24 protein-coding genes are annotated in these 24043 nt (G+C 68.0%); 14 read left to right on the plus strand and 10 right to left on the minus strand.

Features of this window, described 5'->3' with window-relative positions; all coding sequences use genetic code 11:
* Nucleotides 1-3: 3 nt before the first annotated feature.
* From EV137_RS09290 to EV137_RS09305, 4 genes are all read left to right on the plus strand, one after another.
* Nucleotides 4-399: a Fur family transcriptional regulator gene (locus EV137_RS09290; protein ID WP_238175187.1), complete on the plus strand. Its 396-nt coding sequence runs from the start codon at nt 4-6 to the stop codon at nt 397-399.
* Nucleotides 400-449: 50 nt separating this feature from the next.
* Complete coding sequence (locus EV137_RS09295) at nt 450-929, plus strand: MerR family transcriptional regulator (RefSeq protein WP_133999993.1); 480 nt, start codon at nt 450-452, stop codon at nt 927-929.
* Between the two features lie 71 nt (nt 930-1000).
* Entirely contained in the window at nt 1001-1975 is a 975-nt protein-coding gene (locus EV137_RS09300) for an aldo/keto reductase (RefSeq protein ID WP_202870852.1), read from the plus strand.
* An 84-nt stretch (nt 1976-2059) separates the two neighbouring features.
* Nucleotides 2060-2554 (plus strand): GNAT family N-acetyltransferase, encoded by a 495-nt coding sequence (locus tag EV137_RS09305; protein ID WP_134127859.1) that lies wholly within the window; start codon nt 2060-2062, stop codon nt 2552-2554.
* On the opposite strand, the gene EV137_RS09310 is transcribed toward EV137_RS09305, so the two are convergent.
* A complete protein-coding gene (locus EV137_RS09310; RefSeq protein ID WP_134127861.1) occupies nt 2540-3481 on the minus strand; it encodes a sigma-70 family RNA polymerase sigma factor in 942 nt (313 codons plus the stop codon). The genes EV137_RS09305 and EV137_RS09310 overlap by 15 nt on opposite strands.
* Nucleotides 3482-3618: 137 nt before the next feature.
* On the opposite strand from EV137_RS09310, the gene EV137_RS09315 reads away from it, so the two are divergent.
* The gene (locus tag EV137_RS09315) at nt 3619-4998 is read left to right on the plus strand and encodes an MFS transporter (RefSeq protein WP_134127863.1); all 1380 of its coding nucleotides are present in this window, start codon (nt 3619-3621) and stop codon (nt 4996-4998) included.
* On the opposite strand, the gene EV137_RS09320 is transcribed toward EV137_RS09315, so the two are convergent.
* Nucleotides 4949-6043, minus strand: a complete 1095-nt coding sequence (locus EV137_RS09320) for an S-(hydroxymethyl)mycothiol dehydrogenase (RefSeq protein ID WP_134127865.1) — start codon at nt 6041-6043, stop codon at nt 4949-4951. The genes EV137_RS09315 and EV137_RS09320 overlap by 50 nt on opposite strands.
* A gap of 237 nt (nt 6044-6280) precedes the next feature.
* Here EV137_RS09320 and EV137_RS09325 point away from each other — a divergent pair, with 237 nt between their 5' ends.
* The 4 genes from EV137_RS09325 to EV137_RS09340 are packed head-to-tail and all read left to right on the plus strand — an operon-like array spanning nt 6281 to nt 9946.
* Nucleotides 6281-7168: an ABC transporter ATP-binding protein gene (locus EV137_RS09325; protein ID WP_134000012.1), complete on the plus strand. Its 888-nt coding sequence runs from the start codon at nt 6281-6283 to the stop codon at nt 7166-7168.
* Nucleotides 7168-7980 carry an ABC transporter permease gene (locus EV137_RS09330; RefSeq protein WP_134127867.1) on the plus strand — a complete coding sequence of 271 codons (813 nt, stop codon included), beginning with the start codon at nt 7168-7170 and terminating at the stop codon, nt 7978-7980. Before EV137_RS09325 ends, EV137_RS09330 begins: the two co-directional genes overlap by 1 nt.
* A complete protein-coding gene (locus tag EV137_RS09335; RefSeq protein ID WP_238175188.1) occupies nt 7980-9308 on the plus strand; it encodes a sensor histidine kinase in 1329 nt (442 codons plus the stop codon). The genes EV137_RS09330 and EV137_RS09335 overlap by 1 nt, the downstream gene beginning before the upstream one ends.
* Nucleotides 9305-9946: a response regulator gene (locus tag EV137_RS09340; RefSeq protein WP_131342889.1), complete on the plus strand. Its 642-nt coding sequence runs from the start codon at nt 9305-9307 to the stop codon at nt 9944-9946. The genes EV137_RS09335 and EV137_RS09340 overlap by 4 nt, the downstream gene beginning before the upstream one ends.
* On the opposite strand, the gene EV137_RS09345 is transcribed toward EV137_RS09340, so the two are convergent.
* From EV137_RS09345 to EV137_RS09355, 3 genes are all read right to left on the minus strand, one after another.
* Complete coding sequence (locus EV137_RS09345) at nt 9943-10845, minus strand: hypothetical protein (RefSeq protein WP_134127869.1); 903 nt, start codon at nt 10843-10845, stop codon at nt 9943-9945. The two genes, EV137_RS09340 and EV137_RS09345, sit on opposite strands and share 4 nt — an antisense overlap.
* Before the next feature lie 21 nt (nt 10846-10866).
* On the minus strand, nt 10867-11058 hold the full coding sequence (locus EV137_RS40465; protein ID WP_166679732.1) for a hypothetical protein: 192 nt from the start codon (nt 11056-11058) through the stop codon (nt 10867-10869).
* Nucleotides 11059-11129: 71 nt separating this feature from the next.
* Nucleotides 11130-11984 carry an isoprenyl transferase gene (locus EV137_RS09355; RefSeq protein ID WP_134127871.1) on the minus strand — a complete coding sequence of 285 codons (855 nt, stop codon included), beginning with the start codon at nt 11982-11984 and terminating at the stop codon, nt 11130-11132.
* Between the two features lie 166 nt (nt 11985-12150).
* On the opposite strand from EV137_RS09355, the gene EV137_RS09360 reads away from it, so the two are divergent.
* The 5 genes from EV137_RS09360 to EV137_RS09380 all read left to right on the plus strand — a co-directional run bounded on the left by EV137_RS09360 (nt 12151) and on the right by EV137_RS09380 (nt 17213).
* Nucleotides 12151-12759 carry a hypothetical protein gene (locus EV137_RS09360; RefSeq protein ID WP_134127873.1) on the plus strand — a complete coding sequence of 203 codons (609 nt, stop codon included), beginning with the start codon at nt 12151-12153 and terminating at the stop codon, nt 12757-12759.
* 35 nt (nt 12760-12794) lie between these two features.
* Nucleotides 12795-13745 carry a hypothetical protein gene (locus EV137_RS09365; protein ID WP_134127875.1) on the plus strand — a complete coding sequence of 317 codons (951 nt, stop codon included), beginning with the start codon at nt 12795-12797 and terminating at the stop codon, nt 13743-13745.
* A 519-nt stretch (nt 13746-14264) separates the two neighbouring features.
* Entirely contained in the window at nt 14265-14885 is a 621-nt protein-coding gene (locus tag EV137_RS09370) for a hypothetical protein (RefSeq protein ID WP_166679809.1), read from the plus strand.
* Between the two features lie 23 nt (nt 14886-14908).
* Nucleotides 14909-15862 carry a hypothetical protein gene (locus tag EV137_RS09375; protein WP_134127878.1) on the plus strand — a complete coding sequence of 318 codons (954 nt, stop codon included), beginning with the start codon at nt 14909-14911 and terminating at the stop codon, nt 15860-15862.
* An 850-nt stretch (nt 15863-16712) separates the two neighbouring features.
* Complete coding sequence (locus EV137_RS09380; RefSeq protein WP_134127880.1) at nt 16713-17213, plus strand: hypothetical protein; 501 nt, start codon at nt 16713-16715, stop codon at nt 17211-17213.
* A gap of 729 nt (nt 17214-17942) precedes the next feature.
* Here EV137_RS09380 and recO read toward each other — a convergent pair.
* From recO to EV137_RS09405, 5 genes are all read right to left on the minus strand, one after another.
* Nucleotides 17943-18695, minus strand: a complete 753-nt coding sequence (gene recO, locus EV137_RS09385; RefSeq protein ID WP_134127883.1) for a DNA repair protein RecO — start codon at nt 18693-18695, stop codon at nt 17943-17945.
* Nucleotides 18696-18707: 12 nt separating this feature from the next.
* Nucleotides 18708-19529 carry an NAD(P)H-binding protein gene (locus tag EV137_RS09390; RefSeq protein ID WP_134127885.1) on the minus strand — a complete coding sequence of 274 codons (822 nt, stop codon included), beginning with the start codon at nt 19527-19529 and terminating at the stop codon, nt 18708-18710.
* Entirely contained in the window at nt 19526-20515 is a 990-nt protein-coding gene (locus EV137_RS09395) for an aldo/keto reductase (protein WP_134127887.1), read from the minus strand. The genes EV137_RS09390 and EV137_RS09395 overlap by 4 nt, the downstream gene beginning before the upstream one ends.
* A gap of 130 nt (nt 20516-20645) precedes the next feature.
* Nucleotides 20646-22103, minus strand: coding sequence for a GNAT family N-acetyltransferase (locus tag EV137_RS09400; protein ID WP_134127889.1), 1458 nt, complete (start codon nt 22101-22103; stop codon nt 20646-20648).
* Between the two features lie 42 nt (nt 22104-22145).
* Nucleotides 22146-24011: an ABC transporter substrate-binding protein gene (locus EV137_RS09405; protein ID WP_134000054.1), complete on the minus strand. Its 1866-nt coding sequence runs from the start codon at nt 24009-24011 to the stop codon at nt 22146-22148.
* Nucleotides 24012-24043: the final 32 nt, after the last annotated feature.

The raw sequence follows: 24043 nt of genomic DNA on the forward strand, positions 1-24043 counted from the left end.
ACGGTGGCTATCGGAACACGCTCGACCCGTCAACGCGCGGCGGTCGCGCTCGCGCTCGACAAGATCGACGACTTCCGGACCGCCCAGGAGATCCACCAGGAGCTCCGGTCCGCCGGTGAGGCCGTCGGCCTGACCACTGTCTACCGCACCCTGCAGGCGCTCGCGGACTCCCGCGAGGTCGACGTACTGCGCACCGCCGACGGCGAAACGGCGTACCGGCGCTGCTCGAAGGGTCACCACCACCACCTGGTCTGCCGCAACTGCGGCCGGACCGTCGAGGTCGAGGGCCCCGCCGTCGAGCGCTGGGCCGACAAGGTCGCGGCCGAGCACGGCTACGCCGACATCAGCCACACCCTGGAAATCTTCGGCACCTGCGCCGAATGCCAGAAGGTCGAGTGACGTAGGTCACCTTTGCCTTTGAGCGCGCTCCAAGGCATACGGTCGGAGACATGAACGCGACCGAACTGCTCGCCACGGACCGCCGGGCTGCCATCGCGGCACACCACCCGGAGCTGGAGCCGATCGATCCGGACCTGCTGTGCCTGCTCGAGCTGCCGGACGATCTGCCCGAACAGCTGTCGATCGCCGAGGCGTCCGAGCTCACCGGCCTGACCGCGCACACCCTGCGGTACTACGAGCGCATCGGCCTGGTCGACGTACGCCGGGACACCGCCGGGTACCGCAGCTACGACCGGCGGGCGATGGCGCGGATCGTGTTCATCAGCAGGCTGCGTGCCTCCGGCATGCCGATCGGCACGATCAGCCACTACCTGGAACTGGTGCTCGAGGGCGACCACACCGCACCCCAGCGGCTCGCCCTGATGCAGGAGCACCGTGACCGGATCCAGCGGCAGCTGCGCGATCTGCAGCTCGCCCTCGCGGTGACCGACTACAAGATCACCGTGTACGGCGGCACCGCCGCCCCGTAACCAACCGTTCAGCTCAGCCGACCGTTGCGCACGTTCGGCCGGCGGAGCCATGCCTTCCGATGGGAGAAATCATGAAACTGGGTAGCCAAGGCGCCGAGGTCAGCCGGCTCGGACTCGGCTGTATGGGGATGAGCTTCGCGTACGGCGCGGCCGACGACAACGAGTCGGCCGCGACGCTGCACCGGGCGCTCGACCTCGGCATCACGTTCCTCGACACCGCTGACATGTACGGGTTCGGAGCCAACGAGGAGCTCGTCGGCCGGACCATCGCCGATCGCCGCGACGAGGTGTTCCTCGCGACGAAGTTCGGCATCGTCGGCGACCCGCGGGACCCGGCGGTGCGCAGAGTGAACGGTTCGCCGGAGTACGTCCGGTCCGCGATCGACGCGTCGCTCCAGCGGCTCGGCGTCGACCACGTCGACCTCTACTACCAGCACCGGATGGATCCCGACGTACCCGTCGAGGAGACCGTCGGCGCGATGGCGTCGCTGGTGGAAGCCGGGAAGGTGCGGTACCTCGGGCTGTCCGAGGCGTCGGCGGAGACGATCCGGCGGGCGCACGCCGTACATCCGATCACCGCCGTGCAGAGCGAATGGTCGCTGTTCAGCCGGGACATCGAGGAGTCGGTGCTGCCGGCCTGCCGCGAGCTCGGCATCGGGATCGTGCCGTACTCGCCGCTCGGACGCGGCATGCTCACCGGCGCACTGCCCACGGAGCTCCCGGCCGACGACTTCCGCCGTACCCTCCCCCGCTTCTCCGGCGACAACCTGGAGGCGAACCTCGCGCTGGTCGAGGAGATCCGCGCGGTGGCCGCACGGTACGACGCGACACCCGGACAGGTCGCACTCGCCTGGGTGCTTGCGCAGGGCAACGACGTCGCGCCGATCCCGGGGACGAAGCGGCGCAAGTACCTGGAGGAGAACTTCGGGGCGCTCGACCTCGCGCTGTCCGCCGCTGACGTCGAGGCGCTGTCGAAGCTCACGCCGGTCGGCAACCGCTACCCGGACATGAGCTGGGTCGCCGGGCAGACCGCTCCACGGGACTGATAAACTGACCGCAGTAAGCCTTCCGTACCGGACCCTTCCGGCGGGAGGCTTTTCTGCGTTCTAAACAAGTTTCTGAGGAGACCCATGCCTGATCTCGTGGTGCGCCGTGTCCAGCCGTCCGACCGACCGGTGATGGAGCGGCTGTGGCTGATGTTCCGCCACGACATGTCCGAGTTCCAGGGCCAGCTCCCGCGACCCGACGGCAGCTTCCGCACCGAGTGGCTGGAGAAGGTCCTCACCGGCGATCCGGAGTGGGCGGGGTACCTGATCTCGCTGGGCGAGAACCCGGTCGGCTTCTGCTTCATGCGAGCGCTGCAGCAGCCGGTGCACGTGCTGAACGCGTTCTTCATGGTGCGTGCGGTACGGCGCAGTGGGTTCGGGCTGCGCGCGGTCCAGGAAGTGCTGTCACATCACCCCGGTCCGTGCGACGTCGCGTTCCAGGCGAACAACGAGAAGGCGGTCAGGTTCTGGCAGCGGGTCGCGACCGAGGTCTCCGGCGACGTGTGGACCCAGGAGGCCCGCCCGATCGCCGGCAAGCCGGACGCGACCCCCGACCTGTGGATCTCATTCAAGGCCTAGTGGCAGGTCGAAGTATGCGAAGAGCTCTTGGCCGAAGAAGACCACGTTGTGGGTGATGCCGGCCTTGGCGACCGTGAACACCTGCAGGCTGTGCGCGTGGAAACGACCGTCGTCCCCGCGCACGTAGGCCCCGACGGCCGGCTGGTCGTTGGCGACCGTGGGCAGCAGTCGCCAGGCCGGGCCGCGCATCGCGTACACGCGGGCCATGAACTCGCCGTACGCATCGCGGCCGACATACCAGAGCGGGGCCGGCGGCATCTCGAGGACGACCTGGTCGGTGAGCAGCCGGGTCAGGCCGTCGACGTCGGCGGCCTCGAACGCGCGGATGTAGTCGTCGATGACGGACTTGATCTCCCGGTCGGCAGGCTCGTCGACGTCGTCCTCGGTGATGTCGATCTCGGCGAGCTTGGCGCGGGCCCGCTGCAACGCGCTGTTCACGCTCGCGGACGTCGTCTCCAGCGCCTCGGCGATGTCCGCGACCGGCCAGTCGAGGACGTCCCGAAGTACCAGGACCGCCCGCTGCCGGGCCGGCAGGTACTGCATGGCGGCGATCAGGGCCAGCCGCAGGCTCCCCCGCGCGACCATCGCCGCCGCGGGATCGGTCGGGAACGGCTGCAGCCATGACACGTCCGTCGACAGCTCGATCGGCGCCTGGGCGTCCTCGGTCGCACTCACCAGCCCCGAGGGCAGCGCGCGACGGCCTCTGCCTTTGAGCGCGGTCAGGCAGGCGTTCGTGGCGATCCGGTACAGCCACGTCCGCATCGAGGCCCGCTGCTCGTCGTACGTGCCGTAGGCCCGCCACGCCCGCAGCAGGGTCTCCTGCACCAGGTCTTCCGCGTCGTGAATCGATCCGAGCATGCGATAGCAGTGCACCAGCAGCTCGTGCCGGTACGGCTCGGCCCGCCGGTCGAAGTCGTCACGGTCCATCGAGGTCAGCCTCCCACAGTCCGGTTGCGGGAGTACGTACTGCGCAACCACGGGAAAATCATCGGTCCGCCGCCGATGAATCCGGCCGACGCGCCAGGTATACACCCACGTCCCGTGCAGACGAGGGAGAAAACCTGATGACCGTTGTAACCACCGATCGCGCTGTCGGTGCCGGCACCCGACGCGGGCTGATGCTCGCCGTCCTGCTGCTCGGCCAGTTCATGGCGCTGCTCGACACGTCCATCGTGAATGTCGCGATGCCTGCCATCGGCTCCGGGTTCCACGCCTCCGGCGCCTGGCTGCAACTGGTGGTCGGCGGCTACCTGGTGGCGTACGCGATGACGCTGATCACCGGCGCCCGGCTCGGCGACCTCTTCGGCCGCCGCCGGATGTACCTGACCGGAGCGATCCTCTTCACGCTCGCGTCCCTCGCCTGTGGGCTGGCGCCCGCGGTCCTGCCGCTGGTGCTGTTCCGGTTCGTCCAGGGCGTCGCCGCGGCGATCATGGTGCCGCAGATCATGAGCCTCATCCAGGCCCACTTCGCCGGACCGGCCCGCGCCAAGGCGCTGTCGGCGTACGGCGTCACGCTGTCCGCCGGCCAGATCGCCGGGCTCATCGCAGGCGGCCTCCTGGTCGGCGCGAACCTTCTCGACTCCGGCTGGCGCCCGGTGTTCCTGGTCAACGTCCCGGTCGGCATCTGCCTGGCGATCCTGGTGCCGCAGTCGATCCCGGCGGACCGGCCGGCCGCAACCCGTCGCCTCGACGTGACCGGGCTGGCGTTGTCGACCTGCGCCGTACTGCTGATGGTGCTGCCGGCGGTGGTCGGGCACGAGCTCGGGTGGCCGCTGTGGACCTTCGGCTGCATCGCCGCCGGTGTGGTTGTCGCGGCGGTGTTCGTCCGGTTCGAGCGCCGTACGGCCGACCCGTTGCTCAACCTCGAGGTCCTGCACGCCCGCGGGTTGCCGGCCGGTCTCCTGACGATGGTGTGCATGCTGCTGGCGATGGGTGGCTTCCTGTTTGCGTTCACCCTTCATCTGCAGACCGAGCTCGGTGAATCAGCCATGCGGGCCGGGCTGACCTGGCTACCGTTCGCCGTCACCTTCGGTCTGGTCGGCTACTTCTGGCGCCTGGTCCCGAGCCGGCTGCACCACCTCCTCGTCCCGGTCGGCCTCGCGCTCTGCACCCTCGGCTACGCGGGCATCGGACCGTTCCAATGGCCGGCTCTGCTCCTGGCCGGGGCCGGCATGGGTCTATCCGCGAGCCCGCTCGTCACCCAGTCTCTGGCGCACGTCCCGCTGCCGCGCGCGGCCGACGCGAGCGGCATCCTCACCACCGCCATGCAGCTGAGCCAGGTCGGCGGCGTCACGATCTTCGGAACGTTGTACCTGTCGACGCACTCGTTCCCGGCCACGAGCCGGGCGATCGCCCTGGCGGCGGCGATCGGCATCGTCGCCGCCGGGTTCCTCGCTAGAACAGGACGACCGACCGCAGTACGTCGCCGTGGTGCATCTTCGTGAACGCGTCCTCGACGTCCTCGAGCGCGATCGTCTCGGACACGAAGCGATCCAGCGGCAGGCGGCCCTGGAGATGGAGGTCGATCAGCATCGGGAAATCGCGAGACGGGAGGCAGTCGCCGTACCAGCTGGACTTCAGGGAGCCGCCGCGGCCGAAGAAGTCCAGGAGGGGCATGTCGAGGCGCATGTCCGGCGTCGGTACGCCGACCAGCACCACGGTGCCGGCCAGGTCGCGCGCGTAGAACGCCTGCTTCCAGGTCTCCGGACGACCAACTGCGTCGATCACCACATCGGCGCCGAACCCGCCGGTCAGCTCCTGCACCGCCGCGACGACCCCGTCGTGGTCCAGCCCCTTGGAGTTGATCGTGTGCGTCGCGCCGAGCTCCTGCGCGGTGGTGAGCTTGCGCTCGTCGAGGTCGATCGCGATCACCTTCGCGGCTCCGGCGAGGCGTGCTCCGACCACAGCCGCCGTACCGACGCCGCCCGAGCCGATCACGGCGACGGTGTCTCCGCGGCCGACGTTGCCCGTGTTGAGCGCGGCGCCGAGGCCGGCCATCACGCCGCAGCCGAGCAGGCCCGCGACCTCGGGCTTGGCGGCGGGGTCGACCTTGGTGCACTGCCCGGCCGCGACCAGGGTCTTCTCCGCGAACGCTCCGATGCCGAGTGCGGGGCTCAGCTCGGTGCCGTCCGCGAGCGTCATCTTCTGCTTGGCGTTGTGCGTGTTGAAGCAGTACCAGGGCCGGCCGCGTAAGCAGGCGCGGCAGTTGCCGCAGACGGCCCGCCAATTCAGTACGACGAAGTCACCCGGCTGTACGTCGGTCACGCCGTCGCCGACCGATTCCACGATCCCCGCGGCCTCATGCCCTAACAGGAAGGGAAAGTCGTCGTTGATGCCGCCCTCGCGGTAGTGCAGATCCGTGTGGCAGACCCCGCACGCCTGCACCTTCACGACCGCTTCCCCGGGACCCGGATCCGGGACCGTGATCTCCTCGATCGACACCGGCGCACCCTTGCCCGCCGCCACCACACCACGCACCGTCTGAGCCATTCCCCGAACCTAACCGCCATGGCCCGTCCACGTCAGCCTCCCCGGCGTGTGGGTGTGCGTAAGAACAGGACGTAGTCGTCTACGTACACGACTCCTCCCGCCTGAACCCGGGCGCCCGCGACCCGGTTGACCCCACCACCTCCTGTTCGTACGTACACGTCTGTCCACCGGTCGGGGGACAGGGAGTCCGTCGGGCGGTGCTCCCGGGGGACGGTGGTGGGCCGCGAGAGTTGAGGCATGGAGAACGACAACGCAGTGAGGGTGCGCGGCCTGGTCAAGCGGTACCCGGACAAGGTCGCGGTCGACGGTGTCGATCTGGACATCCACCGGGGCGAGGTGTTCGCCCTGCTCGGCCCGAACGGAGCCGGTAAGACGACGACCACGGAGATCCTGGAGGGGTATCGCCGGGCCGACGAAGGAGAGGTCAGCGTGCTGGGCACGGACCCGGCGAACGGCGACCGCCGGTGGCGCAGCCGGCTCGGGATCGTGCTGCAGACCTCGCGCGACGAGGCCGAGTCGACCGTCCTCGAGCTGGTCAGCCACTACGCCGCCTACTACCCGAACCCACGCGACCCGGACGAGGTGATTGCCGCCGTCGGGCTCGAGGAGAAGCGCAAGACCCGGCCACGCAAACTCTCGGGCGGTCAGCGCCGCCGGCTCGACGTGGCGCTCGGCGTGATCGGCAACCCGGAGCTGCTGTTCCTGGACGAGCCCACGACCGGGTTCGACCCCGAGGCGCGCCGGCAGTTCTGGACCCTGATCGAGAACCTGCGCACCAGCGGTACGACGATCCTGCTGACCACCCACTACCTGGACGAGGCCGAGCACCTCGCGGACCGAGTCGGGGTGATCGCCGACGGCCGGATGATCGAGATCGGTACGCCGGAGACGCTCGGCGGGCGTGGCGCCCGGACGGCACGGGTCTCCTGGAGCGACGCCGACGGCCCGCACGAGCTGCGCACCGACCGGCCGACCGCCGAGGTCGCGGCGCTGATGCAGCGCTTCGACGGCGAAGTACCCGAGCTCGAGGTCCGCCGCCCGAGCCTGGAAGACATCTACCTGGACCTGATCGGCAAGGCCAACGCCGCCGACGCCGCTGTCGCGATCGAAGCTGGAGCACTCTGATGGCCGACACCAAGCCCCTGCCGTCCACCCTTTCGGTGGGCCTGGCCCGGACCAAGCTCGAGGTCCGCGAGTTCTTCCGCGAGAAGGAGGCGCTGATCTTCACCTTCTTCTTCCCGATCATCTTCCTCGGCATCTTCTCCGCCGTCTTCGGCAGCACCGACTTCAACGGCGTCAACGCCGCGACCTACTTCACCCCCGGGATGATCGCCTCCGGCATCTTCCTGAGCAGTTTCCAGTCGCTCGCGATCAGCATCGCGCTCGAGCGCGACGAGGGTCTGCTCAAGCGGCTCCGCGGTACGCCGATGCCCCCGCAGTCGTACTTCATCGGCAAGATCGGCCAGGTCCTGGTCACCTCGGTCGCCCAGTTCGCGCTGCTGCTGGTGATCGCCGGGCTGGTGCTCGGGGTGGACATCCCGAGCGAGCCGTCGAAGTGGCTGGACTTCGCCTGGATCTTCATCCTCGGCGCGGCGTCCGGGTCGGTGCTGGGGATCGCATTCAGCGTCGTACCGAAGTCCGGCAAGGCCGCGTCCGCGGTGATCACGCCGATCGTCCTGCTGCTGCAGTTCATGTCCGGTGTGTACTTCGTCTACAGCAGCCTGCCCGCCTGGATGCGTGACGTCGCCTCGGTCTTCCCGCTCAAGTGGCTCGCCCAGGGGATGCGCTCGGTGTTCCTGCCGGACGGGTTCCAGGTGAACGAGCCGGGCGGTTCCTGGCAGCTCGGCACCGGCGCGATCGTGCTCACCGTCTGGCTGATCGTCGGCCTCTTCCTCGCCCAGCGGGTGTTCCGCTGGACCCGCCGGGACGCGGGCTGATGAACCAGCTCACCGGTACGACGTCCTCCTTCCCGGAGCGGCGTCGTACCGACCTGTCACCGGCGTGGACCGGTCCGCGTGTGTGGATCCTGGTGTGGAGGAAGATGGGGTCCGTGCAGAGCTCTCGCGGTGGCGCCGGACAGCCCGTGTGGACACGGACGCTGATCGGTTGGCACGTCGTGTTCTGGGTGCTGCTCGGGATGACGCTGGCGCTGTCGTTCCTGGGGGACCTCAGGACGGCACGGCAGGCGCTCTTCGCCGGCACGGTGGTTGTTCTCGGGGCGGCGTACCAGTTCATCGGGCTGCACGCGATCCGATCCCGGCGGGCGCTCCCGTCGTACGCCTATCGGCTGGTGCTGATCGCCTGCCTGATGGTGCTGATCGGGATCTATCCGCAGTCGGTGTTCCTGATGTTCATCGCGTCGGCGCAGATCTGGCTGCTGTGCGAGGACATCCGCGAAGGGATCGGGCTCAGTCTGCTGCTGGTGCTCGGCGTCGGTACGGCGCAGTTGTGGAGCGCCGGGTGGGGCTGGGACGCGTTCTGGGAGATCCTGCCGTGGATGCTGGTCAGTCTCGTGGTCAGTCTGCTGTTCGGGATCTGGATCGAGAAGGTGATCACCCAGAGCCAGCAGCGTGCCGAGCTGATCGAGCAGCTCGAGTCGGCGCGGGACGAGCTCGCCGAGGCACACCACAGCGCCGGGGTGATGGCCGAGCGGGAGCGGATGGCGCGGGAGATCCACGACACGCTCGCGCAGGGGATGACTTCGATCGTGATGCTCGCGCAGGCCGCCGCCGTCGAACTTTCCCGGGGCGGGACTGACGGCGCAGCAGCCCGGCTCGCGGCGATCGAGGACACTGCGCGGGAGAATCTGGCCGAGGCGCGTGCGTTGGTTGCAGCGTTCACCCCGGTTGCGTTGTCGGAGGCAACATTGACCGAGGTACTGCGTCGGCAGGCGGAGCGGTTCGCGGCCGAGACCGGTGTCGACGTACAGGTCTCGCTGGACCTGCCGGACGACGAGGTCGCGGCGTTGCCGCAGGCGCAGCAGGTGGTCCTGCTCCGGTCGGCTCAGGAGGCGTTGGCCAACGTACGTAAGCACGCGGCGGCCACGCAGGTGCTGATCACGCTGGGGTTGTCGGACGGCCGGGTGTGGATCGAGATCCGCGACGACGGGACCGGATTCACGCCGGGATCGGAGTCGGGCGGCTTCGGGCTGAGCGCAATGCGCGGCCGGGTCGAGGAGTCCGGCGGCACCGTCGAGGTGGAGAGTACGCCCGGTCGAGGTACCCGGGTCCAGGTCCTGATTCCGGCTGTACAGGAGGATGTGTGATTCGGGTTCTGGTGGTCGACGATCACCCGGTGGTGCGCTCAGGGCTGAGCGGGATGCTGTCGGTGACCGACGACATCGAGGTGGTCGGCGAGGCCGGCGACGGGGCCGAGGCGCTCGCGCTGGTGGAGTCGACCAAGCCGGACGTCGTACTGATGGATCTGCGGATGCCGCGGATGGACGGGGTCGCTGCTACCGGGGCGATCGTGTCCGGGTACGCGTCGACGCGGGTACTGGTGCTGACGACGTACGACACCGACACGGAGATCCTGCACGCTGTCGAGGCCGGCGCTGCCGGGTACCTGCTGAAGGACACGCCGCATGCCGACCTGCTGAACGGGATCCGGGCCGCCGCGCGCGGTGAGACGGTGCTCGCCCCGCCGGTCGCGGCGCGGCTGATGTCACGTCTTCGTACGCCGGCCGCACCCGCCGCCGCGCAGCCCTCGCCGCGCGAGCTCGAGGTGCTGGCCGCCGTCGCCCGCGGTCTCAGCAACGCGGAGATCGGACGCGAACTGTTCATCGGCGAGGCCACGGTCAAGACCCATCTCCAGCGCCTGTTCGCCAAACTCGACGTCGACGACCGCACCCGCGCCGTCACCGTCGCGATCGAACGCGGCCTACTCCCCTCCCCCGGGCGCTAGCGCTCGACGCTGCTGCTCTGGGCCTTTCCGTCCAGCCGGCGGCGCAAGTCCTGCTGGGAGCTGCTCTCCGCGTGCTGGGCCGACGCGGGCCTGGGCGTCGTACCTGCCTGCATGTTCTTCGCCAGATCCTCGGCCGCCTTGTGCGCGTCCTTGGCCGCGTCAGACGCGCCGATCGCCTGATCGGTCGCCTTCGCGACATCGGCTCTCTTGGATCCGACTGGACCGCGTACGTCGCGCACCTTCTTCTGAGCGCCCGAGAGCTCGTTCTGCAGCTTGTCTCTCGTCGACGTGATCTCCTTCGCGAGCTGTCCGCTCCTGATCACGGGCGGATCCTGCTCGAACCGGAACACGATCGTCCGCGCCGCGTCGACCCGCGCCGCGGCCTCCGCGACCCCCTCCTCGGCTTTGTCGACGATCTCCTTGACGCCTCGAACGTTCGCCAGCTGGTGTTTCGGTCCGTCGTACTCCGGCATGCGGTCGAGCGCGTCGGCGTGCTCCGTGGCCCTCTTCAGCTGCTCGCTGCTGACGCGCAGGTCGTCGCGCAGCCCGGCGAGGTCCTGCCACGGTTGCTGGAGCTTCGGCCGGATCGGTCCCGCCTCGCCCAGTGAGTCCCTGAACGCAGAACCCAACGCCGCGTCGGCCTCCTGCGACTCCGCAACAGCCCGAGGATCCTCGGTTTCCCACGCAACGCGCCGCTTGGGAACCGCCTCCTGCTCCAACCGGGAGACCCGCTCAGCCGACCTGCCGAAGGACTGTACGTCGTTGAGCCGCCGGGTCAACTCCTCATCGACAGCCTGCTCAGCCAGCAGGTTCTCGACGCGCCCGAGGACCGCCCGCGCCCCGTTCAGCGCCGACGCGACCTCATGCGTCCGCGCTTTGACCTCGGCCAGATCCACCATCAGCTCTCCCAACGTCCCGCTTCACCCGCCCGCTGTCTGCTTGCCCTGCTCGTCTTGCCCGTGCTGCTCGTCCTGCTCGTCCTGCTCATCCTGCTCGTCCTGCTCGTCCTGCTGCAGTCTGGCGCGCATGCTCTCGGCCATCTGCTGGACGTCCTCCCGCACAGCGAGTAGTTCCCGCTCCGCGATCTGCCGCGGTGTCTCGCGCTCCGGCACGCTCCAACTCCTGTCGTCGAGGAATCCTTCAACGACCATTGACGCGCCCGGACCCGCACCCGGTTCCCGGATCATTTGCCCCGTACCCTTAGTTCCGCGGCGACCTCGTTCGGTACGGCACCGCCGTACCGACGGTCCCGCTGCGCGTAGATCTCGATCGCCCGCCACAGGTCACGACGGTCGAAGTCCGGCCAGAGCGTGTCGAGGAACACCATCTCGGCGTACGCCAGCTGCCAGACCAGGAAGTTGCTCGTCCGCTGCTCCCCGGACGACCGCACGAACAGGTCGACCTCGGGGATGTCGGGCGCGTAGAGATGCCGGGCGATCGTCTTCTCGGTGATCCGGTCCGGCCGGAGCTTGCCTGCGGCAACCTCGTGCGCGATCGACTTCATCGCGTCGGCGATCTCCGCCTGGCCGCCGTAGTTCACGCAAAACTGCAAGGTGATGGTGTCGTTGTCCTTGGTCCGCTCCTGCGCGTACTCCAGCTCGTCGATCACGCTCTTCCACAACCGCGGCCGCCGCCCCGACCACACCACCCGGACCCCCATCGCGTCCAGCTCGTCACGCCGCCGATGGATCACCTCCCGGTTGAACCCCATCAGGAACCGCACCTCTTCAGGCGACCGGGCCCAGTTCTCGGTCGAGAACGCGTACGCCGAGATGTACTTCACCCCGATCTCGATGCCGCCCTTGATCACGTCCAGCAACGAAGCCTCACCGGCCTTGTGCCCCTCGGTCCGCGCCAGCCCCCGTTGCTTGGCCCACCGCCCGTTCCCGTCCATCACGATCGCCACATGCCGCGGCACCAGCTCCTTCGGCACCGCCGGCACCCGAGCCCCCGAAGGATGCGGCTCAGGCGCCACCACCACCTTCTGCTCCCCCCGCTCAACAACCCCCCGACCCCGACGACGACCAATAGGCGACATACGCCAAAGTCTCCCACCCACCCCTCCCGACCCCGGGCCCACACCCTCCACCGGTCCCGTGCGCCGCCCTCTGCAACAACCTGCAACCTGTGGACAACCCCCGACTTCGAACACCCTCCGTATGCCACCCTTACACCAACAGCACACAAGAACGGAGCCCCACCACATGCCCCGCCGACCGCTACTCGCCGCCGTCGCCACGCTCAGCACCCTCACCCTGCTGACCGCCTGCAACGGCTCCCCCGAAGCCGGCCGGCCAAACACCACCCCCACCACCACATCCCCTACCCCGACACCGTCGTCCACACCTGCGGGACCGCGTTGGACGCCGGCGGAGCAGACGGCGATCGCGGCAGCGAAGAAGCAGTACGTATTGGCCCGGGCTGCGATCGACACCGCCCTGGCTTCACCGGCCAAGGCAGACCAGGGCAAGCTAGCGAGCGCCGGCAACGGAGGCGCGTGGATGACCACCGTGCTGGAGGACATCGCAACCTTCCAGGAGTACGGCTGGTACGAATCAGGCCGTACGAAGATCACGACTGTCCACGTGTCGTCCGTCAAGCTCGATTTGGAGCAACCCGAGGTTCGGCTCATCAACTGCATCGACAGCTCCGCAGTCGTCATCCGTTCCCAGGCAGACAACAAACCGGTGTCAGCCGGCACCGGCACCAAGAAGCCCAAGAAGGTCTCATCCAGCGTCGTCTACGCACCGTCTGCGGCGGACGGCGGGAAACGCTGGCGATTGGTCGCCGAGCAGGAGCTGGGCGCATGCTGAGGTCCGCATCCAGGCTGGTTCTTACGCTCGCCGTAATGGCCGGGACGATTGTTCAGCCGCTGCAAGCAGACGCCGGCGAAACGCGCGACCCCAAGCCGGGACCGAATTATGTCTGGAAATGCGTCCAGGCATTGGCCTTCTGTGACTGGTTCCTCAAGACAAAGAGCCATAAGCCTGGCTCCGTCAAGACCGGTGGCAAGAAACCAGTCAAGTCGGCCACGAAGCGGCCGGAACGAATCTGTTTGCAGGGTGGTGCTGCGCATAGGTGTACGACCATCTTCGGTAACTGGTCGAACAGCCGGCAGTGTTATTTGCAGCGACTCGATCCGCAGCCTCCGCGCAGCGACCCCGCGTGGCAGGGCCACACCGACGGCGCAGTATGGGCCTGTGTGAGTGAGCACGACGACCGCTTCGTCACCAAGTGGGTATGGATACCTGGCAAGCCCGACACGGTAGTTGTCGACCCGGTGACATTGGTCTATGAGGCGATTGCAGACATGCGTCTCGCTGCGCCTCTCATCAACACGGCGCCAGGTTCGGGCCAGATCGGCCTAGTGAACATGCCGGTCTGGTTGTGGGTTACCAAGACTAAGAACACCTGGGGACCGATCGTTCGAAGTGCGAGCGTGCCGGGGTTGGCTGTGACAGTGACCGCACAAGTCAAAGCGATCAACTGGTCGATGGGCGACGGCAAGACCGTTCGATGTGAAGGGCCGGGAACGCCGTACAACAAATCGATGGGCGTGAAGGCCTCGCCCACCTGCGGGCACCGATACATCAAGACCTCCCGCAAGCTACCGAACTGCAAATACCCAGTCACCGCCGTCGCCCAGTGGGACATCACTTGGCAGAGCACCCTCGGCGACACCGGCCGGATCGCCATGACACAGCAAGCCGCCACCCAACTGCGCATCGGCGAAGCAGTCCCAGTACTCGTCGATCCAAACGGTGGCGATGCTGTCCCCCCGGCGACGAGCGGATGCTGACGACGACATCGGACGAGAGTGCCGCAAGGTGTGCCTAAGGGCCATCGGCGGCGTAGCCGAGTAGGTGCGAGAGGAGGTCCCACCCGGACCTGCCGATCGACGAGGCAGTGAGCGCGATCAGGATCGGACGCGATTTCCTGCGGACCAGCTCCCCGAAGGGAAAGTCCCGTTCCGACCGTCGGGTACGACGGGCGGGATCAGTTGCCCGACGCTATCAACCGGGACGTGGCCCTCCCGAGAGCATCGTCTGGTGTGCAAGAGGCCACTCCGACGGCTGCGGAGGCACGGAAGCGGGATGGCAAACACGGCGTGGAGAAGGCCAAGGGCGCCGAGCGGGGGACCATTAAGCCGCACCGGCGCGGACCGTCGCAACGCACAAAGCCGCCCTCCTCAACCACCCAGCCCGGCCGCTACCAAACGTCCTTGCAGCAACCTGCAACCTGTGGACAACCCACCCCGCCGAACACCCTCCGTATGCCACCCTTACACCAACAGCACACAAGAACGGAGCCCCACCACATGCCCCGCCGACCGGCCCTCACCACCGCCACCGCAGCCCTCTGCGCCCTAACAGCGCTAACCGCCTGCCAAGGCTCCCCCGAGGCCGGCCAACCCAACACGACCCCCACCACGACCTCAGCCGCCTCCACCCCGACGCCGACGCCGGTGAACCCCTCGACTCCTGGTTGGACCCCGGCTGAGAAAGCAGCCATCGCGGCGGCCAAGGCGCGCTACATGTCAGCCCGGGCCGCAATCGACGTCGCGCTCAACGATCCCGCCGCCGCAACGGATGCAAAATTGCTGCAAGCCGGCACCGGCGGGGCCTGGCTCGTCCGCGTCTTGACCGATGTGCAGTTCAACCTGGACCGCGGCTGGTATCAGAACGGCAGATTAGCCGTCGCGATCCTGTCCGTTGCATCGGTCAAACTCAAGGCCGAGCAACCCGAGGTGCGGCTCAACGTGTGCCTGGACACTTCGAAGGTCGGCTTGTATTACAAAAAGACCCACAAGCCCGTCCCTGGCATCCCAGCAAATGGCAATCGCCACAAGATCCAGGCTCAGGTTGTCTACGCGTCGCTTGACGGCCAGTCCACGAAGATGTGGTTCCTCATCGATGAGAAGGATCTGGGATCATGCTGAGGGGCCTCGTCACCCTCACAGCGTTGACACTCGCGCTGATCTCGGTCGACTTTGTGACGCCCGCATGGGCGGAAAACGCCCTTCCGCCTAAACCCGAAGGGGACTACATCCTCGTCTGCAACAGCAGCCATGTCTGCATATGGAGGCTGCGTTCCACCATTGAGGATTCGCAAACAACGACGAAGCCGGGTAAGCCGCCCGTCAAGTCGATCACGAGAACGCCGGAGCGCATCTGCATGGATGGCGGCGCTGCGCGTGCGTGTACGTCGAACCTTGGCAACTGGTCGAACGGCCAGCAGTGCTACCTGCGGAGACTCCAGCCGCAGCCACCGAAGAGCGATCCCTCTTGGCAGGGCCACACGGACGGCGCGGTCTGGATCTGTGTCCGCGAGCAGGGCAACCGGTTCGTGACGCGGTGGATCTGGTTGCCCGGTAGACCCGACACGGTCGTGGTAGACCCGGTGACGTTGGTCTACGAGGCAATCGGGGAAATGCGTCTTGCGCCGCCGCTGATCAAGACGGCTCCAGGGGTTGGCCAGATCGGGTTGGTGAACATGCCGGTCTGGATGTGGGTAACGAAGACGGAGAACACCTGGGGGCCGATCGTCCGGTCGGCCAGTGTGCCGGGGTTGGCTGTGGCTGTTACCGCTCAGGTCAAGGCAATCAACTGGTCCATGGGCGACGGTAAGACGGTTCGATGTGAAGGGCCAGGGACGCCGTACGACAAGTCGATGGGTGTGAAGGGCTCGCCGACCTGTGGGCACCGCTACGTGAAGACCTCGCGGAAGCTGCCGAACTGCAAGTACCCAGTCACCGCCGTCGCCCAGTGGGACATCACTTGGCAGAGCACCCTTGGTGACAGCGGGCAGATCTCGATGACTCAGCAAGCCGCGACTCAGCTGCGTATTGGCGAAGCAGTCCCTGTTCTCGTCGATCCAGGTGGTGGCCAGGCCACGGTTGCCGATTCAGGGTGCTAACGGCGCGGGACCGCCGTACGGCGATGCTCCCGTTGTCCATGGGCTTACGCAGTGTGCGGGTCTGGGACCAAGGCTGCGGTCAGGGTCTGGGTCTGGCCTGGGGCGCCTCAGACGACGGCCGCGGTTTCCGAGGCCCGGTGGGCCGGCGACTCGAAGTTGGCTGAGCGGGCAAAAGGCCGCCGAGCAGGACAAGTAATCAGCTTGCTCCGGGTGCGTAGATCCGACGTACTGCGGCTGCGTTGACCGAGGACCATGGCCGGGCTGTCATGGTCTGTCTGGGCGTCGAGTCGTGGGGTTTGGCGGGTGAAATGCGGCCTGGATCCACGACTCGCGGTTTTGGGGAGCAGCCAATCGGCACGAGTCGGCGTGATGTAGGTCGGCTCGTCGGCGACGGCGACCTGCGTTCGACGGGTGGTGATTGGCGCGGCCGGTCAGGTCGGCGCTCCCTGTCCCGCGCGCGAGGCTACGTCGGACGGCCGCGGCGGCGCCAGAGGTTGTTGGCTGGCGGGTTGTTTCAGCGCTGGCGGCTACAACCCGGCAGCGGCACAACAGCCTGCCAGCGGGACGACGTCCGGCGGACTCGCCGCCAGTACCAGTACGCCGCGCGAGATCGGCAGGGTACGACGGCTGGCGTGCGTCGGGCGGACCGTTCTCAGCGGGAGGGGCGCCGCGCGGTGGTCGTGGAGCTGGCGACCCCGTGGACCTGGCAGGCGGTCCGTGCGGGGCCGGGCGGGTGTTGCGGGTTCCGTGCCAGGTCGGTCCGGGGATGCCGTCGTACGCCGGGGGCGGCGTGAGGGGGGGTTGTGGATAAGTTCCGCGGGGGGTGGGCGGTAGGCAATAGATTCGGGGTATGACGAGTTGGGCTTCGGTTGATGAGGTTCGGGCGGACCTGGTGGGGGTGCTTGCGCGGTTTCGGGCGGGTGGTTGGGCGTTCAGTTTTGGGGACGGGGTTCCTGAGGCGGTCATGCTCACGTACGACGAGTTCGAGGACCTCGGTGGGGAAGGCAAGTTCGCGGTCCTTGACGAGGTGATCGAGCCGGCGGTTCTTGCGCGACGGCTGCCGCAGCTCGTGGAGGTCGCGCGGGCCGGTGCCGGTGTTCCCGTGGTGTGGGGTGTGGATGGGGAGCCGGAGGCCGTGGTGATGTCGACGGCGCAGTACCGGGATCTTCGCGGCGACGATCACCCACCGGCTGGCGTCGTCGACGACCCCACGGTGCGGAAGTACGCGACGGAGCCACTCCCCGGCAGCCGACCACTGGACCTGGACGAGTGGGCTGCCAACGATCCCCTGACGCGCGAGCTCCTCGACGAGATACGTGCCGAGCAGAGGTCAGAGGGCGATGACCGATGACACCAGGTACCTGATCGTCGGAATCGAGAAGGCCCATCAGGACCTGCATTTCCTGCGCCGACAGGCCAGAACGTCGTCAGCCGCCCGCCAGCTGTACCGCGAGATCCTGCGGGAGATCGAAAGACTTCGGACCGGTGCAACCGACGGACACCATGCGCTCGGATGCGAGCCGGGCAAGGGTGATCTCCGCGACTGTGTGACGGCGTACGTCCGGTCAGATCCTGTCCGCAAGGCTGACTATCGTTTGGTGTTTCGCGAGCTGGCACCGGCGGCTACAGGCGAACAGCCTCGTCGGGAGTTACTCGCGGTCAAACCCCGCCGTGGGCCGAACGACGTCTATGCACATGTCTGCGCTCGTCTCAGTCGTCATCCGGACGACCAGCAGCCCGGGCTGAACCGTTTCGGTGACCGCCGGCCCGACGCCAGAGGCAGCCGAGCCGCCCGGCAGGCAGAGTTGGACGCCAAGAGAGCGATCGCGCATGCCTGGTCCGGTCAGAAGCCGTTGAGCTCAACCCGCGCGCTCCTACCCGCCGGAGCCACACGGGGCACCCCTGACGATCAGGCCCTGGTCGCGGCAACTGCCCAGCATTCCGGCCCGCGTCGCAGCCTGCAGTGGTCCGACTCAAGTGACGCAGCGAGCGGTCGCCCACAGCCGACGACCGGGTATCCGCTCCCGGCCCTGCGGGCATCCGGGGCGACCGGTTGGCCGGGGTGTGAGCGATGAGGGGTTCAGCCGGTTAGGTGGGAGTTGGGGGTTAGGTCTAGGTGGGGTAGGGAGCGGAGTTGGTTTTCTTGGTGGTAGGTGAAGAAGGCGGCTATCAGGCCGGTGGATTCTCGGCGGGTTCGGGGGTCGGCTTGGAGGGCGGTGGGCCAGTCTCCGGTGAGGAGGGCGGCCAGGTGGGTGACGGTGGCGAGGGACGGCATGGCTGGGGCGGGTGGGCGGCAGGTGGTGCAGACCATGCCGCCGGCGGCGGGGTTGAAGGCGCGGTGGGGGCCGGGTTCGCCGCAGCGGGCGCAGTCGTCGAAGGACGGGGCGTAGCCGGAGATCGCGAGTGAGCGGAGCAGGAACGAGTCGAGGACCAGGGCCGGTTCCCGTTCGCCGGTGGAGAGGACGCGCAGGGCGCCGGCCAGGAGCAGGTGCTGCTGGGTGGCGGGTTCCTTCTCCTCGACGACGAGGCGGTCGGCGGTCTCCAGGAGGACGGTGCCGGCGGTGTAGCGGGCGTAGTCGTTGACGATGCCCTCGCCGTACGCCGAGATCGACTCGGCCTGGGTGACGACGTCGAGGGTGCGGCCGGTGGCGAGCTGCAGGTCGACGTGGCTGAACGGCTCGAGCCGGGCACCGAAGCGTGACGACGTACGGCGGACGCCCTTGGCGACCGCGCGGACCTTGCCGTTGGCGCGGGTCAGCAGCGTGGCGATCCGGTCCGCCTCACCCAGTTTCTGGGTGCGCAGCACGATCGCCTGATCCCGGTAGAGCGGCACGACGTCAGTGTCTCACCCGCGACCGACATACTCCTCGAGGCCGATCGGCTCACGCCCGGTGATGTCGGCGACAGCGGTCGAGACGTTCCCCATCTCGCCGCTGGCGATGGCCGCGTACGACGTGACCCACCCGGCGACCTCCCACGGGGCGGCGCCGTACGACTCGCGGGACCGGTAGGCCTCGTCGAGCGTCTCGGCCTCGTACCGCACCTTGCGGCCCCAGGCCGCGGTCAACACCGCCGCCGCCTCGGCCAGCGTGAACGCGGACGGGCCGGTCAGGTCGTAAGTAGCGCCGTTGTGACCGGACCCCGTGAGCACCCGCGCCGCCACCGCGGCCACGTCGTCCCGAGCGACCGCGGCGACCCGCCCGTCCCCCGCCGGCCCGCGGATCACGTCGTCCGAACCCACGAATCCGGGCACGAAGTCGAGGTACATGTTGTCCCGCAGGAACGTGAAGTCGACCCCGGTCGACCGGATGTGCTCCTCGGTGTGCCAGTGGTCCCGCGCGAACGTGAACGTCGCACCCGGCGCCGCCCCGACGAACGACGTGTACACGATCCGTTGCACACCCGCCGCCACCGCCGCGTCGACCGTTGCCTTGTGCAACGCCACCCGATCGGCCGACTCCGTTGCACTCAGCAACATCAGTACGTCGACGCCGTCGAGCGCGGACAGCAACGCCGCGTGTTCGCCGTACGCCGCCTGCGCGACGGAGGCACCCGGCACCGACGGAGCCCGCGCCGGATCCCGCACGATCAACCGCAGCGGTACGCTGGTCAACTGTGCGACGATCCGCGACCCGAGCTGTCCGGTCGAGCCGGTGACGCCGATCACTTGCCCACCAGGTCCATCCCGCCCTGGGTGTACCGCTGCCCGGCCACCGCGTCGGGCGGGAACGCCTCGTCGAGCGCAGCCAACTCAGAAGCCGACAACGTCACATCCAAAGCGCCGAGGTTCTCCGCGAGATAGGTCCGCCGCTTCGTCCCCGGGATCGGCGCCACGTCATTGCCCTGCGCAAGCAACCAGGCGAGCGCCAGCTGCCCCGGCGTCACGCCCTTCGAGGCAGCCAGCGACTGCACCTGCGCGACCAGGTCCAGGTTCCGCTGGAAGTTCTCGCCCTGGAACCGCGGCAGCCCGCGCCGCATGTCGTCCTCGGGGAAGTCCGCCTCCGACTTGATCTGGCCGGTGAGGAATCCGCGCCCGAGCGGGCTGAACGGCACGAACCCGATCCCGAGCTCACGCAACGTCGGCAGTACGACGGTCTCCGGGTCGCGCGTCCACAGCGACCACTCGCTCTGGACGGCGGTGATCGGGTGTACGGCGTGGGCGGCGCGCACCGTCTCGCCGTTCACCTCGGACAGCCCGAGGTACCGCACCTTGCCGGCCTCCACCATGGAGGCCATCGCGCCGACCGTCTCCTCGATGGGCACCTGCGGGTCGCGGCGGTGCAGGTACCAGAGGTCGACGTGGTCCACGCCGAGGCGGCGCAGCGACGCGTCGAGGGCCTCGCGCGCGTAGGCGGGCGAACCGTCCACGACGGACGGCAGCGCCGAGGCCGACGCGGGACGCTTGAAGCCGAACTTCGTCGCGAGCACCACCTGGTCGCGGCGGCCGGCCAGCGCACGGCCCACGAGCTCCTCGTTCTCGCCGTCGCCGTACACGTCGGCGGTGTCGATGAAGGTGCAGCCCGCGTCGATGGCGGCGTGCAGCGTCGCGATGGACTCGGAGTCGTCGGCGCGTACGCCGTACGACTGGGACATCCCCATGCAGCCGAGGCCGAGGGCGGAAACGGTCAGGTCACCGAGCTGGGATTCTCGCATACCCCGAACCTACCGCCGTATCGTCGGCAGCTCGACAGGAGGTGTCACCACGGGCGAGCGGTCCGCACGCTCAGCGCGGCAGGCGGCGGGGATGAATTCGGGGACACCTCCTGTCGAGCTGCCGGTCGAGTCAGAGGTCCAGTTGTGCTGGGGTGCTCGGCGCACCCGACTCCAGCAGTCTGCGGAGCAGCACGGGCAGCTCCCGCGGCGCGAACCGTCCTTGGTGCGTCTCCAGCTCGGCGAGCGTCCACCACCGCATGTCGTGGACGTTCTCGGCGCGGAGCTCCTCGGCGGTCAGTGAGCCGGCCGGGGTGAAGTGGTCCGTGCGGATCAGGAAGTAGTCGTTGAGGACGCCGTCGTACCCGGTTGCGTGGCCGTCGGCAACTACTTCCTGGTGCCAGAGGTGCGGCGGGTCGGCGAAGTCCCGCAGGCCGACCTCCTCGACGAGTTCGCGCCGCAGACCCTCGACCACGGTTTCGCCGGCCTCCAGACCGCCGCCGGGTGTCGCCCACAGCGGCCCGTCGCCGAACTCGAAGCGGACCAGCAGGATCCGGTCGTCGGGATCGAGGATCACGCCGCGCGCCGCCGGGCGGAGGTTGGGTAGGCGGAGTTCCAGTTCGCGGTGCTCTTCGACCGCGCGGAAGCCGAAGCGGGTGTTGACCTTGCGCATCGGGGCGTTGGTCAGCGCTGTCCACGTGTGCAGGAAACGTTGCGTCGTACGGTGCTTGGCCAGTTGGTCGAGATTCGCCAGCTTCAGGTGGGTGCCGAGGTTGTGGCCACGATGCTCCCGCAGTACCAGCGTGTCGTCCTGCTGGGCGTTCTCGGCGTCGGCCCGCGGCAGATAGATCAGTGTGTAGCCGGCCGGCTCACCGGCGAGAGTGTGCGCCATCGTCACCAGGGCGAGATAGTTCCGGTCGATCCGCGCCTCGCTCGCCTCGAGCTTCTCGACGGTCCACGGCACGACCTCGCGCGTCATGCCACCGGTCGGTACGTCGAGATCCATCGCTGTGTGCAGGTCGGCGTACGCCTGCTGATGTTCCGGCGGGCACAGCCCCGCCCACGACGTCAGCTCGTACCCGTCGAGCCGGCCCGCAGAAGAACGCAGCTCCTCCAGCCGCAGGTCGTCGTACGGCAGCGGTACGACGAGATGCTCCTCGACATGTTCCACCTGGAACCCGAGCCGCTCCGCGAACGCCGCACCCGGCCACGGACTCGAGGGTACGCCGAGCTCGGTCTGGACGATCGTCCTCCCGAGTTGCGCTGATCGGGTCACGGCCCACTGCCACAGCGCCGTACCAATCCCCCGCCGCCGATGCGCCGGCGGTACGTCGACCTCGACCTCCACCGTGTCGAGGTTGTCGGTCAGCCGGTACTCGAACAGCATCCCGCCGACCACCCGGTCGTCCTCGAACGCGCCGACCGCGATCCGCTGCTTGAGCGGACCCGGGTTGCGCAGCGAGTACCCGAGCGCCTCGCGCCCGGTCACCAGCGCCGCCTCCCGGCCGGCGATCGCACCGGCCCGGAAGGCGTCGTACCACTCGTCGAACAGGGCCAGGTCGGCCGGGTCGATCTCGCGAATGCTGATCACCCGGCCGACCCAACCAAACAATCGGGTCAGAACGCCAATTGCCTAGACCGGCGCGACCGAGCCCTTGTACATGCCCATGATCACGAAGTTGTCCGCGTACGGCGCGTTCTTCAGGATCGGGTCGTCGTCGGCCGGGAACTTCGCCACCCGGGTGCCCTCGAGCGCGGGGTTGTTACCGTAGCGCTCCCACAGCGGGATGATCGGCAGCAGTTCGTTGAACGCCATCGCCGCGGTGGTGATGTTCTTCTTCTGCTCGTCCACGTTCAGGCCCTGCGCCGACTTGTCCACGACCTGCTGGAGGTCGATCGGACCGGCCGAGGTGGTCTGCTTCAGCGGGAAGTTCATGCCCTTGCCGCCCGAGTTCGCCGCGATCACGTAGTTGAACGTGTACAGGTCCTGGACGAACGCGAAGTACGGGTGCGGGTGGCTCGACGCGCCCCAGCCCTGGATGGCGATGTCGAACTTGCCGGCCAGGACGTCCGGGTTCAGCTGGGTGAAGGTGATACCCCGCTTGGTGATGTTGAAGCCGAACTTGTTCAGCTGGTCGGCCGCGTTGGTGGCGGCCGGGTTCCAGTCGGCGAACTCGGTCGGGAACTTGATGTCGTAGGCGGCCGGCTTGCCGTTCGGCAGCGTCCACTTGCCGCCGTTCTTCTTCCACCCGGCCTCGGTCAGCAGCGAGGTGGCCTTGGCCTCGTCCTTCTCGTAGGCCTGCAGCTTCTTCTGGTCGGCGTCCGAGATCCAGTCGGGCACGAGGATGTCGGAGAAGCCTGCCATGAACTTGCAGGGCTTGCCCGAGTCGCCGAGCGCGACGGTTCCGTTCTCGTTGCGGTCCAGGACGTAGGCGATCGCCTGCCGTACCCGGGCGTCGGCCAGCTCCGGGTGGGCGGTGTAGTTGAACACCAGCGACGGGCCCGAGTACACCGGCGGCCGGAGGATCCGGAAACCGCTGGACTGCAGGGTCTTCTCGGTGGCCACCGCGAAACCGTGGGTGGCGTAGTCGACGTCCTTGTTCAGCACGACCGGGGAGATGTCCGAGGTCTCACCGTTGTACAGGACGACCTTGGTGAAGCCGATCTTGTCGGCGAACAGGCCCTTGTCGTTCTTGACCAGCGACATCTGCGCGTTGGTCATGCTCTTCACATCGAAGTTGAAGGGGCCCGAGACGACCGGGTTCTCCGGACGGAACTTCTGGAAGTCGCCGTTCAGCTTCTTGCCCTCGGCGCTGTCCAGGCTGGTCTTGGCCTTCCGCAGGGCCTCGGCCTTGGTCGCCCACTCACCGTAGACCGAGTCCGGCAGGATCCCGGCGCGGAGGATGTAGCGCTCCAGCACGGTCGACGGCGTCGCGATGGTGAACAGCACCGTGGTGTCGTCCTTGGCGCTGACGTCGGACAGGAACGTCCAGTCCTGCTGGCGCAGCAGCCAGCGCAGGTTGAACGTCGACACGACGTCCTTCGCGGTCACCGGCTTGCCGTCGCTCCAGGTCAGCCCGGAGCGCAGCTTCAGGGTGTAGGTCTTGGTCGCCTCGTCCAGCGTGCCGGACTCGGCCATCATCCATTCCCACTTCTTGTCGGCCCAGTAGTACATGCCGGCACTCGGGTAGACGAGGTCGAAGTACGGGCTGTTACTGGCCTGGATGCCGTCGGTGACACCGGCAGCCAGGTTGAAGTGGCCCTTGGGCGGCAACTGGTACGGGTACGCCCCGTGGAACTCCTTGTTGCCGGACTTGCCGCTGTCACCGCCGCTCGCGTTCGGCTTGCTCGGCGAACACGCCGTCACAGACCCGATGCCGGCCGCGCCGACACCGGCGATACCGAAGATCTGGAGCACGTGCCGGCGGGAAATCGCGTTGGTCAGAGCGCTCGCGCCCTTCCCGTTGGTGCCGGAATCGTTGGTGCCGGTGGGACTCATCCTTCGTCCTTTCTGGACTGACCACACACCTA

The organism is Kribbella pratensis (genome assembly GCF_004366075.1).
GTDB lineage: Bacteria > Actinomycetota > Actinomycetes > Propionibacteriales > Kribbellaceae > Kribbella > Kribbella pratensis.